17 protein-coding genes are annotated in these 14737 nt (G+C 34.1%); all 17 read right to left on the reverse strand.

All coding sequences use genetic code 11. From position 1 onward, the window contains the following. Window positions 1-41: 41 nt before the first annotated feature. The 17 genes from FWJ32_RS06255 to FWJ32_RS06330 all read right to left on the reverse strand — a co-directional run bounded on the left by FWJ32_RS06255 (window position 42) and on the right by FWJ32_RS06330 (window position 14723). A complete protein-coding gene (locus FWJ32_RS06255; RefSeq protein ID WP_149545114.1) occupies window positions 42-3029 on the reverse strand; it encodes a type I restriction endonuclease subunit R in 2988 nt (995 codons plus the stop codon). 18 nt (window positions 3030-3047) lie between these two features. After that, complete coding sequence (locus FWJ32_RS06260) at window positions 3048-3956, reverse strand: DUF5655 domain-containing protein (RefSeq protein WP_149545115.1); 909 nt, start codon at window positions 3954-3956, stop codon at window positions 3048-3050. 15 nt (window positions 3957-3971) lie between these two features. After that, window positions 3972-5243, reverse strand: coding sequence for a restriction endonuclease subunit S (locus tag FWJ32_RS06265; protein ID WP_149545116.1), 1272 nt, complete (start codon window positions 5241-5243; stop codon window positions 3972-3974). Further along, a complete protein-coding gene (locus tag FWJ32_RS06270; protein WP_149545117.1) occupies window positions 5240-7258 on the reverse strand; it encodes a type I restriction-modification system subunit M in 2019 nt (672 codons plus the stop codon). Before FWJ32_RS06270 ends, FWJ32_RS06265 begins: the two co-directional genes overlap by 4 nt. A gap of 222 nt (window positions 7259-7480) precedes the next feature. Beyond that, window positions 7481-9145, reverse strand: coding sequence for a hypothetical protein (locus FWJ32_RS06275; RefSeq protein WP_149545118.1), 1665 nt, complete (start codon window positions 9143-9145; stop codon window positions 7481-7483). Window positions 9146-9313: 168 nt separating this feature from the next. Further along, a complete protein-coding gene (locus FWJ32_RS06280; RefSeq protein ID WP_203227608.1) occupies window positions 9314-9529 on the reverse strand; it encodes a DUF4829 domain-containing protein in 216 nt (71 codons plus the stop codon). Window positions 9530-9604: 75 nt separating this feature from the next. Then, window positions 9605-9976: an SHOCT domain-containing protein gene (locus tag FWJ32_RS06285; RefSeq protein ID WP_149545120.1), complete on the reverse strand. Its 372-nt coding sequence runs from the start codon at window positions 9974-9976 to the stop codon at window positions 9605-9607. Between the two features lie 114 nt (window positions 9977-10090). After that, the gene (locus tag FWJ32_RS06290; protein ID WP_149545121.1) at window positions 10091-10531 is read right to left on the reverse strand and encodes a hypothetical protein; all 441 of its coding nucleotides are present in this window, start codon (window positions 10529-10531) and stop codon (window positions 10091-10093) included. A gap of 120 nt (window positions 10532-10651) precedes the next feature. Then, entirely contained in the window at window positions 10652-11032 is a 381-nt protein-coding gene (locus FWJ32_RS13600) for a hypothetical protein (protein ID WP_238988812.1), read from the reverse strand. Further along, on the reverse strand, window positions 11029-11247 hold the full coding sequence (locus FWJ32_RS13605; protein ID WP_238988813.1) for a hypothetical protein: 219 nt from the start codon (window positions 11245-11247) through the stop codon (window positions 11029-11031). Before FWJ32_RS13605 ends, FWJ32_RS13600 begins: the two co-directional genes overlap by 4 nt. Further along, window positions 11244-12038 carry an ImmA/IrrE family metallo-endopeptidase gene (locus tag FWJ32_RS06300; protein WP_149545122.1) on the reverse strand — a complete coding sequence of 265 codons (795 nt, stop codon included), beginning with the start codon at window positions 12036-12038 and terminating at the stop codon, window positions 11244-11246. Before FWJ32_RS06300 ends, FWJ32_RS13605 begins: the two co-directional genes overlap by 4 nt. 13 nt (window positions 12039-12051) lie before the next feature. Next, a complete protein-coding gene (locus tag FWJ32_RS06305) occupies window positions 12052-12426 on the reverse strand; it encodes a helix-turn-helix domain-containing protein (protein WP_149545123.1) in 375 nt (124 codons plus the stop codon). A gap of 436 nt (window positions 12427-12862) precedes the next feature. Continuing rightward, window positions 12863-13099, reverse strand: a complete 237-nt coding sequence (locus tag FWJ32_RS13470; RefSeq protein WP_203227609.1) for a hypothetical protein — start codon at window positions 13097-13099, stop codon at window positions 12863-12865. 31 nt (window positions 13100-13130) lie between these two features. Then, window positions 13131-13538 carry a gluzincin family metallopeptidase gene (locus tag FWJ32_RS06315; RefSeq protein WP_203227610.1) on the reverse strand — a complete coding sequence of 136 codons (408 nt, stop codon included), beginning with the start codon at window positions 13536-13538 and terminating at the stop codon, window positions 13131-13133. Between the two features lie 50 nt (window positions 13539-13588). After that, window positions 13589-13909, reverse strand: a complete 321-nt coding sequence (locus FWJ32_RS06320) for a DUF1848 family protein (protein WP_203227611.1) — start codon at window positions 13907-13909, stop codon at window positions 13589-13591. 71 nt (window positions 13910-13980) lie between these two features. After that, a complete protein-coding gene (locus FWJ32_RS06325) occupies window positions 13981-14439 on the reverse strand; it encodes a DUF5680 domain-containing protein (protein ID WP_149545124.1) in 459 nt (152 codons plus the stop codon). Window positions 14440-14444: 5 nt separating this feature from the next. Then, entirely contained in the window at window positions 14445-14723 is a 279-nt protein-coding gene (locus FWJ32_RS06330) for a hypothetical protein (RefSeq protein ID WP_149545125.1), read from the reverse strand. Between the last annotated feature and the right edge of the window lie 14 nt (window positions 14724-14737).

Genomic DNA, 14737 nt, shown 5'->3' on the forward strand with positions numbered 1-14737 from the left:
AAATAAAATGCTTTTTTAACACTTTCTATTGGCCATCTTTACTAAGCCCTGCTGTTTAACTTCTCATAGGTCTCAAACAGCATATACTCCATAAGTGCATTCTTAAATTGCTCATCGTCTAGAACACGGGTAAAGAATGCCTGGTTCTGGTCCATCCTGTCAATTACTTTATTAATAAACACTTTCTCAAAAGCGAGTCTAAAGTCGTCAATGGTATTTATCTTAGCCTTTTGAACCAAATCCTCATCAGCGGCAAAATCCTCTTTTATCTGTTCAACCGATAACTGGTCGGCTTTTGTAAAGTCAGTTCCAAACCGCTTATTAAGACGTTCAATAATGCTGGACAGATATTCTTCCTGTTCTTCCTTTACCCCCGTTCCTGCAAATTTTACAGGTATGACTGGTACATTTTCGTCATCGGGGGTTAATGAGATGCTTCCTTCAAAGGTCTTTTTGGTAGTATAGTATTCCAAAGCAATTTCATCTGCCAGGTGAACAGTAGAACCTTTTTCCTTTGGAAGTTTTTTAAGCAGATATGTTAAATATACATACAACTTATGGAGTTCAACATCTTCAAAAGGCGTGATCTGAAGGATAAAGGAATAAAGCCTTATATATTTCATTGCCTGGCTGCTAAAATCCTGTTTCCGCTGTTCATCCAGTTTCTTAAATCTTTCTACGGCTGCATCTATAAAGTGGTTTAGCATTGCCCTGTCTTTAGAAGCCTTTTTATCCTTGGGCTTAAAATATATATAAGCAAACTTATCCAATTCCTCTTTGAGATATACACCGTAAGCATGTAGTTGAGTTTCAATATCATAGAGCAAGTTAGGTTCTGTAACTTCTTCCACAATAGTTGCCTGATAATAGGGCTTGAAGGCTTCCTGAATATCCTCTGCCTTATTTACAAAGTCAAGGATAAAGGTATCATCTTTTCCTGCACAGGTTCTATTGAGTCTTGATAAAGTCTGTACCGCCTTGACTCCTGACAACTTTTTATCGACATACATTGTATGTAAAAGGGGTTGGTCAAATCCTGTCTGGTACTTTTCTGCAACTAAAAGCACCTGGTACTCATCGGTAGCAAAACGTTCTGGAAGTTCTGATTCCTTAAATCCGTTCATATCACTTTCTTTATAATCTACACCACCATCTTTTACCGTTCCCGAAAAGGCTACCAAGGTTTTCATATCCCTATAACCCTTCTTTTTGATATACTCATCGAAGGCATGCTTATAGCGTACAGCATGAAGCCTGGAACTGGTTACAACCATTGCCTTAGCCCTTCCTCCTATTTTATGCCTGGTTACGCTCCTGAAGTGTTCCACCATGATTTCAGTCTTTTGGGCTATATTATGGGGGTGAAGGCTTACATAGCGGGTTAATGCCTTGGTAGCTTTTGCCCTGTCAAAAGTGGGGTCATCTTCAATTTTCTTTGCCAGTTTAAAGTAGGTTTCATATGTAACATAGTTTTGAAGCACATCCAAAATAAAGCCTTCTTCAATTGCCTGCCTCATAGAGTATAAATGAAATGGATGGGGCAGTCCGTCAGATCCTATTGTCCCGAACATTTCAAGGGTCTTTGCTTTAGGTGTAGCCGTAAAAGCAAAGAAACTGATATTAGGTTGTTTTCCCCTTTTCTTTATTGTCTTTAAAATTTCCTCCTCAGGGTCGTATTCTTTGCCCTCTAACTCTTCATCCAGTTTTGCCGCTTCCTCAAGGCTATTTGCAGAGAGAACTTCCCTTAAAGAAGCCATGTTTTCTCCTGCACTGCTGGAATGGGCTTCATCTATGATTACGGCATATTTACGCTTTTCTAACTCTCCTATCTTTTCAATGATAAATGGAAACTTTTGCAAAGTAGAAATAATTATTCTCGTTCCGCTTTTTAAGGCATCCGCCAATTGGTTAGAGTCTTTATCTATTTTTTGAACAACTCCATGTTTATGTTCCAACTGGTAAATGCTGTCCTGCAACTGCCTGTCCAAAACCCTCCTGTCGGTAATGACAATAACAGAATCAAATACGGGGTTGTCGTTATCGTCATGAAGATTGGCAAGCCTGTGGGCAAGCCATGATATCGAGTTGGTTTTTCCTGACCCTGCGCTGTGCTGCACAAGGTAGTTTGTTCCTACTCCCTTCTCCCTAGCATCGGCTTCCAGTTTCCTTACTGCATCCAATTGATGATATCTTGGAAATATGACGGTTTCTGAAATATAGGCATTTCCGTCTATATCTTTCTTTTCTTCTGTCTGGATAAATACAAATCTTTTTAGTATATCCATCAAACTATCTTTTTGTAGTATTTCTTCCCAAAGGTAAGCGGTTTTAAGCCCATCAGGATTGTCTGGATTCCCTTTTCCTCCATCACAGCCTTTATTAAATGGAAGAAATGAAGTATTACCTCCAGAAAGCCTTGTAGTCATATAGGCTTCTTGAGTATCCACTGCAAAAAATACAATGGCTCTTTTCTTAAACTGGAACAATAGTTCATTGGGACTTCTATCTTTTTTGTACTGCATTATTGCATCTTCATAGGTTTGACCAGTAAAAGCATTTTTAAGTTCCAGCACCACAACCGGAAGTCCGTTGACACAAATGAGCATGTCAATGCTGTTTTCGTTTTTGGTGCTGTAGTGCACCTGCCTTGTGACGGATATCCGATTCTTCTCATAGAGTTTTACCATCTCATCATTTAATTTGCTGGCAGGCTGAAAATAGGCAAGGTCCAAGTATACGCCATAATCTTTAATCCCATGCCTTAATACATCAATCATACCACGGTTATTTAGTTCCGTATTGAGTCGTTTTAGAATTTTAAACTTATACTGGTCTTTATGAATTTGCCTTAACTTATCCATCTTTTTCGGCTGGGTATCCTCTAAGAATTCAAATAGGATTTTAGTGTCTATGGCATATTCTTTGTTGTAATCATCAGGACTGCCCTTTACATATCCGTTTCTTAAAAGATGCTCCTCAATATACTCTTCAAAACCCTTTTCTGAAAGTTCTCCAGGAGTTTTAGCCATTTAAGTCCCCCCAAAAACTTAATTTTCATCATAACTTTTTGCTATAAGCGCTTTAGCCTTTTCAAAATCATCTTTACTGTTTATCCTAACCTCTAAGTTTCCTGTACCGTAATGACCAATATTTCTTACATCCCTGGTAAACCCTTCCTTCAACTCTACCTCGTCAGGATTTATGTTCAAATACATAAGTATTGTTTTGCTTTTGGGATAAACTTCTATACAGGCAAAATTTCGTATCTTTTTAAAAGCGATGTAGTATTTCAAAACTTTTTCCTGGATGTCATCTCCAAGATTTAATATAAAGTCTCTTACTGAATAATACATATCCTGTAATTTCTTATCGGCCTGTTGAAGATTCTCTGTTACTGTTTTATATATGTTTGATTTAGTTGTACCATCATCTGAAACTATTGCTGTTTGAGATGCTGTAGTGGCATTTACCAGTTCAAACAAAATTAGGTCATCCTCATATTTTTTATATCTAATAAGTTCTATATTCCTATTAATCTGTTTTACGGCGTATTCATCAAACTTCGTAAAATCCCCTGCAATACATAAAAGTCTTGGCATAGACCATTCAATCTTATCGGCAATATCCTTTCCCAATTTCTCCATTACGAGTAATTTGAACTCTGCTTTATGGTCCATTAGCCAGTCAAGATAAAACAGTCCTTGATTTATTACATTTTCATTTAATGCTCTCTTGTATTCCAGTATAACTGGGCAGTAATTTTCATCTATGCCCAAAGAATCTATTCGTCCGCCATGATTCTTGCCCGTAGAATACTCAGATGCCAGAAAATTAATACCAAAAAATGCTTCCATATTATTTTCAATTAATGTCTGAATAGACTTTTCGATGGCTACCGAAGTACCTATAAGTTCTTTTACTCCATTTTTAATTCTAAAAAGTTTTAAATCACCCATATAACCCACTCCAATTTAATTGCTAATATTGTAATCCCTAACATCAATTTTACCCGTTACTGCTTCAGATATAAGGGATTGGCGGTATTCTTTTAGTTTAATTATCTGTTTTCTTGTATCTTGTATTATTTCCTCAATATCAGCAATATTCTGTTTTAAAAAATATGATATTGCACGCTGCTCTTCATATGGGGGAACTGGAATAAATAGGTTCTGTACAGTACTTACAGAGAGCCCTGGTTGAGCAGCAGAAATTGAATACTGATTAAGATTCATACTTCTTAGCAATTCGCCCAACCAAATTAAATCAACATCTCCCAATGGAGTCACGACAACAGCATGTTCGGAAGCCCAAAATTTACCTTGAGCATAATTTATATTTCCACATAAAGCCCCTTGTCTGCCAATCAGCACATAATTTCCATCATGAGTATATGATGATGTATATCCTCTTAACCCATTTCCTCCATACACAGGATATTCACCTTGTTCTTCTATCATTTCTGAAGTAATACTCTCACCGCTTTTGAGAAAAGCAAGATATTTTATCTTTTTCACATGCCAGTGCTCTGGTATTTCTCCTATCCAATCAATCCCTGAATCCTTCATCCTAACATTCGGATTAAGTCCTTTGGTAACGGCTTCGGTTATAATCGCCTGTCGTTTTTCCTGCAGCAGTTCAATCAATTTTTCTTTATCAGCAATCAAGCCATCTATTTCAGTAGTTTTTTGGTCTAGGAAATTTGCAATTGTTTTTTGTTCGTTATAACTTGGCAATGTCAATATCATGTTAGCATATTTATTGCCATTAAAGTTACTTATAGTCGATGATACTAAAGCCATTTGAATTTGTATATAAAAAATATTTGATTTACTAAAATAAAATAAAAATTTGGGATGGTTCTTGCTATTTGCCCGAAATTTAATTAAATATCCTGCATAAGAACATTTACCATATTTGTTCTCATCAAAGTATAAGGATGTACCTAATGAACCACTTCTTGATACTAATAAATCACCTGTTTTTAGAATATACCCTTTTGTTTTTTCTTCGGGCAAGAACACCCCTTCCTCATTACTATCCAAATTTCCTTTATCATCAATGTCAGTAGTTCTAATAAATCTAACTCCTTCTTCTACATAATTTTCTGCCGATTCATTTAAACCATAAACTGCCGATTCAGAACAAATATATTTTAACTTGTTTATTTCCCAATGTTCTGGTATCTCACCTATCCACTCAACCCCTGAATCCTTATACCTTTCATACCTCTTAAACCTACTCATTCACCAATCACCTTCTTCAATTTCTCCAAGATGCTTTGCTCCAATTCTCTAATCTCTTTCATAATCTCTTCAGAAGGTCTTAATGGCTGGTATTTATAAAAATGCCTTGTGAAAGGTATTTCATATCCTATTTTAGTCTTGCTTTCGTCTATCCAGGCATCGGGAACATGAGGCTTTACTTCCCGTTCAAAATATTCATGTATATCTTCTTTCAAAGGTACATTTTCAGTATCCCTTAAGTCTGGGTCTGGCTCTGGATTACTCTTATTGTCCGCACAAATATCTGCTGTTTCATCTTTTTCGGATAGGGCAGAAAGGATAGCCTTTAAAAGTGTACTATCCAGTTTAATATCACTGTCCTTAAAAGCCTTCCTCAGCGCTTTTGTAAAAGCATCTCTGTTTTTATACAGAATAGTAGAATCCATTGTCTTTAAGGTCTCTATTATTTGTTGCTGCAGTTTTTTCCCTTCTTCTATCTCTTTAAGCCCTGCAGCACCTTTTTTTCTGGATTCAACCAGTTTTTTAAAGGCTGTTTCATTGTATAAATTATTAATTCTCTCCTCAGTAACCTGGAAATTAAGCCTTAAAGGTCTCTCTACAACTATCTTCTGATATCCGAAATCTTCATTATCAAAAATCTTGCAGTATTCGTTCTCTTTAAATTCACCGTATATTCTTGTAATTTCTTTTATCTGTTCTTCAGTGATTTCATTTCTCTTGTTTCCAAGGCTTTTCCTCATTTTCTGATAGAAGTCTACTGCATTGACCAACTGTATCTTTCCTGTCCTTACAGGTCCCCTCATCGGGTCGCTATTCTTTCGGTTGGTTACTATCCAGATATAAGTAGAAATACCTGTGTTGTAGAATAACTGGTCAGGCAGTGCAATAATGCCTTCGAGCATATCATTTTCAATTATCCAGCGCCTGATTTCCGACTCTCCTGAGCCTGCATCCCCCGTAAACAATGGTGAGCCGTTGAAGATAATAGCAATACGGCTGCCTTTTTCGTCCTGCTTCATTTTGGATATCAAGTGCTGTAAAAATAAAAGGGAACCATCGGATATTCTGGGAAGTCCTGCGCCGAACCTACCGTTGAATCCTTCTTTCTCATATTCTTCACGGATAAACTTCTCCGCTTTCTTCCATTCCACACCGAAAGGCGGATTGGTAAGCATGTACCTAAAGGTTCTGCCCCTATGTCCATCTTCCGTAAAACTGTCGCCTAAAATGATGTTATCTGCGTTTTGTCCTTTTATGAGCATGTCGGATTTGCAGATACTAAAGGACTGGGGATTTATCTCCTGCCCAAATAGTTCAACCTGTATTCCAGGATTTAATTCTTTCAAGTACTGCTCTGCAACTGAAAGCATGCCTCCCGTCCCCGCACAGCAGTCGTAGACAGTTACAACAAGCCCTGGCTGCGTTAATTCCTCGTTATCTTCATTCAGGAGAATATTTACCATAAGCCTGATAACCTCACGAGGGGTATAGTGGTCTCCCGCCTCCCCATGTTCTGAAAATCTCCTAATCAATTCTTCAAATATGTATCCCATTTCGGTATTGCTTACCACATCTGGATGTAAGTCTATCTTGTTAAATTCTGATACCACTAGATAAAGCAGGTTATTATCATTAAGTTTGGTAATCTGCTTGTCAAAGTCAAAATGTTCTATGATTTCCCTGGCATTCTTGGAAAAACCGTTGATATAATTTCTTAAATTGTTTGCGATATTATCGGGGTCAGCCAATAATTTTTCAAAATCATATTTACTGGTATTATTGAATTCCTGCTTTGATATCCTATTTAAAACAGGGTCCATGTTTTGGAGCCCTGACTTCTTTAAGGCTTCATACTTTTCTAATACTTCCTGCTTAGTGGCTGCAAGGACGCAGTCAAACCTCCTGAGTACGGCCATAGGCAGTATTACGTCCCCGTATTGTTCTTTTTTATAGGGGCCTCTTAAAAGTTCTGCTATGCTCCATATAAAGTTAACTTTATCTTGAAAGTTAATCAACTTTATCACTCCAATGTTATTTCTCAATTTTGATACTTTAAGTCATTTATCAGTATATACACGCAAAATTATATCAATCTATACTTAAATATTCTATATTTTTTTAGATTTTCCTTTACATATTGCATCTTATAGAACATCCTAATCTTTTATAAGTTCTTTTCTTGTATATTAAAAAACGGCATACCTTCCTCCAAAGGCATGTATAAATAGTTCTTTATTTTACGCAATATTAAGGCTTTTCAAAGACGATATCATATAGAATAGTTCATCTAAATACAATATCAGTTTTAATGAGTTTGTTTCATTATCATAGTTTAAAGCCTGTCCATGAAATATCTTATGTCTACTAAAGTCATGTACCTCATCTGGCTTTTCAGGATTGAACCTGATATAAAATGAATCTATGCAGGTAAAAACATAATTAACAATGAAACTATCCAATTCTTTTGTCTTTTCCTTAAAATTGTCATATAAAAAACTAAATTTATATGCTGATACATCATAAGCATCCTTCATAAAATCTCGTATAATGCCTTCAAGCATCAGTGCCCACACTGGAACAGATAAAGAATACATTCCTGATTTATGAGCACAAAAAGCATCGCCTATCTTATTTTTCCACTTACAGAAATATTCTAGTTCGTTCCATTCTTTTATTATTTCTTCTAATTCTCTGTAATCACTGGCTTTATAATAATCACATACTATTTTATCGACATCTTCCTGCCTTAAGGTTTCTCTATTTTTATAAATGTAATTTATTTTATCTATGGGTAAAGAACCAATAACCCACCATCCAAACTGACGCATAGTCTTGGCTTTTTCTTTCAAACTTTCCTTTATATTTGCTCTTGAAATAAGGGCAGTCTGTATCTCAAGTAAAAAAGGTTTTATATTATTAATAATATTTTGCCGTACATTCACAAAATTGAATAACTTATCGTTATATGTGAAGTTAAGTATATTATTTAGTTCTGCTCCAAGAATCTGTATATGACTCTGAAAGTTGTTATTTATGGCTCTTCTAAGTGATTCTTGGCTTTCTAATGCCCTTCTAATATATTCCATATTATTTGGCTGTAGTATATCCCTTATGGCATTTATTTGATAGCAATAGTTTTGTATGGTTGCATCAAATATACTTAAAGATGATGCTATAGCCGACTGCATTTTTATTGCATTGCTTATATTATTGTATATTGGATTAATAACTTTCATATATGTATCTATCGTACTTCCCATCTTACTTGCAGTAACAGCCAATTCCATCAATGTTGAATTATCTATAATGTTTTGATACATTGTCATATCAACCAAAGGAAGTCTTACTGTTTCTGTTATCCTGCTTATTTTTGATGCTAACTCTATGCCTGGCAATAAGTTTTTATAACAGTCAGCAAAATCTAATTTAGGCTTTATTTGTTCTACCATTTTTCCCATATGTTCTCTGTACTTTTTTGTTTCTTTTTTATGAATCAAATAAAATTTTTTGAAGAAATCATCTGCTTCTTCAGATACTTCTTCCTCAAATCTCTTTAAATAGTCTGAACTACATATAATTTCTTCTCCTATCTTTTTCAAATCATTATCAGATAAACTTTCTATATCATCTAAATCAAGAATAAGGAATTCATCTTCTTGATAAATCACTTTTTTATTATTGTTGATTATCCTCAAAACCATTGTGCAGAATGATTTTCTATAACTTTTTGTTTCTTCAAAGGCTTCTTCATAAGCAATCGCAGCATCCAAACTATAAAAAATCGGTACTTCTAATTGCACATCATTCCAGTTTACAGATACCAATTTTACTGCTTTTCTATGTGCCTCTATAATATTTTCAGCATTGGTGATTTTCTTTGCATCTTTAGATTCTTTATCCATAAAGTCCCCGCCTTTATAACTTTATTAATTCTATTTTATGACAGATGCTTATAACGCTCAATAATATTACAATATTTTATCACTATTTAAGTTATTATACTAAAGCACATGCCTCATAGCATGTGCCTTAGTATATAGGTTTTCTATAACTGCTTTTTTGTATATTAATCACGGTCCCGTACCAACACCTTCCATCCTCCAGCCGCTTTTTTCAGACTCTTTCTTTAATATAACAAACCTTGGCCAGATCCCATCATCTGCTGTTATTAGTTTTTTAAAATCATAATCAACTTTAACCTGATACTCCAATACCCCTGGTTCATTCTGAAATCCTTTTAACTCTTTTATCTCCAATAATTTTGCACTTTTAATATTTATAGTCAATTTTATCCTCCTATTTCAGCAATTCCACATTTATCAATCCATGAAACAAAATCCAGCATCTACAACCTTATTTCTCTACCACTTTTCCCGTAAAATCTCTTCACGCTTTTTCTGGAATTCTTCTTCAGTAATTAGCCCATCTTCTTTTAGCCTGTTCAGTTTTCTAAGCTTCGTTTCAAAATCACCACTTACAGATGTTGACTGATTATTCGTCTCTGCATTGGCGCCAGTATCTATGTCTATCTCCCATGATGCAACACTTTTGTCGCCAAAAAAGTTATAGGCTTGAAACCCTGTTATACCAACTGCAATCAGTGTCCAGAATATACCGAACAGACCTGCGCTGGGAATTACTACAAATAAGCCAATAAACACAAAAACAATACCTACTATCATACCGAACAATGATGCTGGCTTACTTGGTTTAACTCTTATTCCTTTTGACATAAAACCAACTCCCTTTAAATAATCGATTTTTCTCTATTAACATATTCAAGGGTATAATCCCGTTTCCATGCCACTACGTTTTTGGTAAATTTACAATTAACAGACTGCTAAATCTCAATATATGTCTTCAATTATATAGAGTTTTCTTGTATCAGCAGCAAAAATTAAATATATTTTTGACGAATCTTCTTTGGTTCTAATATAATATTTGTATTCTTTACCATAATCAGGCATATTTTCTTTCGTGACATTCAAATTATTAAGAACTTCATTTATTTCTGATTCCACTGCAGCATTTTTTGCATTTATCCAGTTTAAAGTCTGGCTAATTTTATTTTCATTCTTATATTCAAATATATGGTATCTCTGTCCATCGCCATGAAAACTTGCCCCACTATCTGTGGAGTAGATTACTTTATATGAGTCTGGCAGTTTAATAGACCAATTCAAATTAATTATTTCAGAATAAGGTTTATTTATTTGTATGTATAAAAATACAGCAATTATAATACCAAATAATAGAATAGCACTTATTAACTTTAATGATCTTTTCACTATTTATATTCCTCCTAAAAATTATTCAAACGTTTAAATTATACCCTATTTTCGAATTAATTTCCAGTTTATATACTAAACAATTTTGTGGTTATTTTATGAGATATAGTGTTTTCTTGACTATAAATAGGAAAGGATGTAACTTAAAATGGCGATTGAAATCTCTCCTGCATTTTTCCTTTGGATTCTGCCGTTTGAAAGTTTCTTTTGGTCTAGTCCCTCTTTATAAAATACACCAAGCCATTCCTCATAAGGGTCTAAATCCTCTACAGGTCTATTTTTTAAGATGTTTTTCTTGATAAAACTAACAAGCCTGCTCACATTGTAACAGCAGTACAGGAACAGATAGTATAATTCTGCTTCTTTGTAATCCACCAATGTTAAACAATCAACTTCATCTATAATTTGGACCTTCGAATAATATTTTAAATCATTTATGTAACTTTTTCTATTTTCGCTATCACAAACCTCAGTCCATACCCATTGGGGGATAAGAATCATATCATATTGCTCAAATATCTTGCATATTGCAACCTATTGCTTTCAAAAATTATTTGGATAAGAATCATATCATATTGCTCAAATATCTTTTCAAGACCAATTCTTTTTCGTACCCAGGTTAAAAATTCAATTGAGTTATTATCCAGGATACAAACTTTGAGAGACTTGCCCGTGGAAAGGTATTTTTTTAAGTCATTTATGCCTTCTCCTTTCATTTGGCAAGCTCCTCCACTCCTTTTTTGATTCTATTCTTTAGCGTAAGTAGAAACTGATAGTTATCTTTATGATGGGAAACATCTGGGTTCTCTTTCATAGCGTTTTGTATCTTTTTCTCTAATCCCCCCAAACTTACAACATATGAGGGTTTTACTAACTCTGCATCCAATTCCAAATCTATAAATTTCTGCACTAAGTCATCAGGTTTATTATCAAAATGCTCAAGAATTTTTTCTTTTAAATCCAAATCATTATATTTTGTAACGGCTTCTTCAAATAGTTCTATCAGTACTGCCTTATATGGTGCCTTATATACATCCATGCATTTTATAACTCTGTCGATAAAATCTTCATCGTCTAATGAATAGTAGCAGTCATACACATTGCCAAAAATCATTTTTGCAGCAAAATAGTCTGCTCTTCTCTCATTTAAATCCATATCAACGGCAATATTATGGGTCTCCTCCCTTAAATTGAGGTCGTAGAGCAGATGGTATATTTCATGCCATGCAACAAAATATTGATAAACACGGGGCTGGGCAGTATTGATAACTGGTATTTTAATATTTCCCTTTGTAATAATAGCCCCGCCCCAATACTCATCATCGATGGGAATCTGAATTAAATGATTCTCTTTTAATACCGAAAAAGACAGTTTATCCTGCCCCGTTACTCCCGACTTATTAAACCTGACTGTAAAATCATTTGCTAATCTTAATATATCATCTTTAATAAGTTTATTTTTTTCAATAACCTGCTCAAGGTTCTTACTCGTTATTAATTCCGACATAATCTGCACCTTCTTAATTGTAATACAGTTCATACATATGAACTATATCCTCTAAAATACCAAACATCTCTTGAGCCTTAGGGTTCAGGGCATGATTCTCTGGAGCATTGTCAGACAGTGCAAAAACTAGTTCCTTTTTCGTCTTATATTTTGGAACATAGTTTAGTAGTTGTTCTTCATTCATATCCTGACTTTCTAAAATCTTTTGAATATGAGTTTTAAATGTAGCGAGGCTGTCGACTTCTCCTTTGATTAGTTTATCTAAAGTAGGCCTTGAAATATTAGTAAGCCTTGAGAAGGAAGACTTTGTATATCCATTGTCTTTAATGATATTCAATATATTTTTGCCAATTAGTTTTCTATTCTCAAATAATAATTCCATGCTCATTTTTTACACCTCCTACTTTATTATACACCAAAAGTGTAAAAAAGATACGGTTTGTAAAAAATATTTTTACAAATCTTTGAGGTTGGCTTTTCAGTTGTAATATTTCCTACCCTTTCTTTTTCAGTAAACTACAGGCTAAGTCTAACAGGTCTGCTTTTGCAAAATTCACATTCTTTATCCCTGCATTTGAATTCTACCCATCTATTGAGATAAGCACAAAAAAATTTACTATAATTTTATTTTTAAGCCTTTGATTTTTATAATTCGGTCAATATTTTCTTTGTCTTCTGTTAAAATATAACTTAACCTTTCATGTGAAGTATTTATTAACCACGGCTTAGAATTTTTTATAAAACATAAATCCTCTGGCAGGTTCGGTTGAAGCCACTCATGCAAGGAATTTGATGTTTGCTTTAATATTTCTTTAGCGTTGTTATCAAGTACTATAATAGTATACTAATGCTGGTTGTTCACACAAAGTTATTGTTCCAGGCCATTCAAACTGTTCTTTTACTTCTTTTAAAAATGGCTTTAATTTTTCGAGAACATTATTCATATTGTCTGATATATCCATATCACGTCTTACTACTAAACTGAACTCATCACAGGTATCAAAAGCCAAATCAATTAAATCTCTATAAACCTTATCCTCAGGATTATTCTCTATAAACATAAATATCCTCAAATACAATAAAAAGTGTATTTCAATAATTATCTTTGATATATTGGGTCCACTGTTTATATATATCTTCTTCAGATATGCCAAATATTTCTTCATATGCTGAAGGATTTTTTATTAAATCCATAATTTTCTTCATACCATAATTCTTATCGAGAAATTCTATATATGTATAAGAAAAAGCATAAAGTCCTTTGTTACCAAATTTAATTGGATTACTTATCTTTGTATCTTCTATATCAGGTACATTTTCCAAAGGATAATTTGGTTTAGTATTACCTGATAAATAACCTGCCAACCCTTCATTTAAAAATTTTGGCGTTTTTTTATTTATCTGATAAATTACCGTATGAACATATTCATGCACAACAGCCTGAACTACACTATTATAGTCATGTACTGGCCCTGGATTTAACGGCGAAACGATAATCACTTTATCTTTTATATTATCTACAATATACCATTTGGGACCTAAAATCCTGCCTAAATAACCATATTTTTGGGTCTGATTTGTACATTTTCTCCAAAATTTCTGCCATGTCTATGCAGTATTTTCATCTTGCTTTTCATAATAAAAAACAAATTATACAGCGACAAATATCCAGGGTTTTTAAGTACATTGGCAAACGACTTTGACCACAGGCATATGGAATGCACCCTTTCAGGAGATAAATCCACCATGTATGTTGACTTATTGTAAGGATTTTTTACCATTACATATTTATTTTTCAGACATTCCTGAAGCCAATCATAATAAAACGCAGGAATATCCGTTCTTCTGCTGCAACTTATTATCTCAAGCATCGGTTTTGGATAATGCCTCCATAAAAAGTTTGTGTTTACGGTGTATGTAAAAATATTGAATAATATTACTATTATTTTATATATCCGCCATGAAAAGACAATCTATATATTTCAATACCATCAAAGTATATTGCTTCATTCCCATTAAACTCAGATATATCTCCCTGCCATGAACATTTATAAACAAACCCATTCTGTTCAAATAAAGCAGGTCCTCTGAATGGGTTTTCAACAGGAACTGTCTTTAATGCACTTTTCAAGCATTTGCTGAATCCTGGCGGAATTTCATCAATGAGCATTTTCCCATAATAATTCATTCCCCATATGGGCTTTTGATTTTCAAATACCACTTCTTCACCAATAAAATCAACGCTCCCGAAGTAAGAGTCTATGTATAGTAAATCCCCTTCACCATAATGTAAATCCTTTGAGTTCGGTCTTGAAGATACAGAAGGAACCCCATCTCCAGCATATGTATTCCTTTTTGCTCTGACCAGAAATTCTTTCAAAGCCAATTCTGTGCAGTTCATTATCTTCACCCTTCCTGTTTATTCTCACTTTTTTTCTTCACTCTTTTTATCATCATTGAAATAACAATCAATGCTGCCCCAACTATAAGCAGGCTTAAGTACATAAACAACTGAAATGGTCCGCTGCCAAAATGGCTGAATGGATATGGTCCATTTATAATCCAAATATATCTTTCATAATTGCCATGAATAAAACAATATAAAATTATCGGACTAATTGTAAAGATAAATCCTAAGCCCATCAACAACTCTGATATAAATTTTATTAACGAGTATTTCCCCATCACCCTTCCCCCCT

Source organism: Calorimonas adulescens (assembly GCF_008274215.1).
GTDB classification, from domain to species: Bacteria; Bacillota; Thermoanaerobacteria; order Thermoanaerobacterales; family UBA4877; genus Calorimonas; species Calorimonas adulescens.

Bases quoted from the DNA above. Each gene is read 5' to 3' on its own strand.
- FWJ32_RS06255 (WP_149545114.1), bottom strand. From the start codon at position 3,029: ATGGCTAAAACTCCTGGAGAACTTTCAGAAAAGGGTTTTGAAGAGTAT.
- FWJ32_RS06260 (WP_149545115.1), bottom strand. From the start codon at position 3,956: ATGGGTGATTTAAAACTTTTTAGAATTAAAAATGGAGTAAAAGAACTT.
- FWJ32_RS06265 (WP_149545116.1), bottom strand. From the start codon at position 5,243: ATGAGTAGGTTTAAGAGGTATGAAAGGTATAAGGATTCAGGGGTTGAG.
- FWJ32_RS06275 (WP_149545118.1), bottom strand. From the start codon at position 9,145: ATGGATAAAGAATCTAAAGATGCAAAGAAAATCACCAATGCTGAAAAT.
- FWJ32_RS06285 (WP_149545120.1), bottom strand. From the start codon at position 9,976: ATGTCAAAAGGAATAAGAGTTAAACCAAGTAAGCCAGCATCATTGTTC.
- FWJ32_RS13600 (WP_238988812.1), bottom strand. From the start codon at position 11,032: ATGATTCTTATCCCCCAATGGGTATGGACTGAGGTTTGTGATAGCGAA.
- FWJ32_RS13605 (WP_238988813.1), bottom strand. From the start codon at position 11,247: ATGAAAGGAGAAGGCATAAATGACTTAAAAAAATACCTTTCCACGGGC.
- FWJ32_RS06300 (WP_149545122.1), bottom strand. From the start codon at position 12,038: ATGTCGGAATTAATAACGAGTAAGAACCTTGAGCAGGTTATTGAAAAA.
- FWJ32_RS06305 (WP_149545123.1), bottom strand. From the start codon at position 12,426: ATGAGCATGGAATTATTATTTGAGAATAGAAAACTAATTGGCAAAAAT.
- FWJ32_RS13470 (WP_203227609.1), bottom strand. From the start codon at position 13,099: ATGTTTATAGAGAATAATCCTGAGGATAAGGTTTATAGAGATTTAATT.
- FWJ32_RS06320 (WP_203227611.1), bottom strand. From the start codon at position 13,909: ATGCTTGAGATAATAAGTTGCAGCAGAAGAACGGATATTCCTGCGTTT.
- FWJ32_RS06325 (WP_149545124.1), bottom strand. From the start codon at position 14,439: ATGAACTGCACAGAATTGGCTTTGAAAGAATTTCTGGTCAGAGCAAAA.
- FWJ32_RS06330 (WP_149545125.1), bottom strand. From the start codon at position 14,723: ATGGGGAAATACTCGTTAATAAAATTTATATCAGAGTTGTTGATGGGC.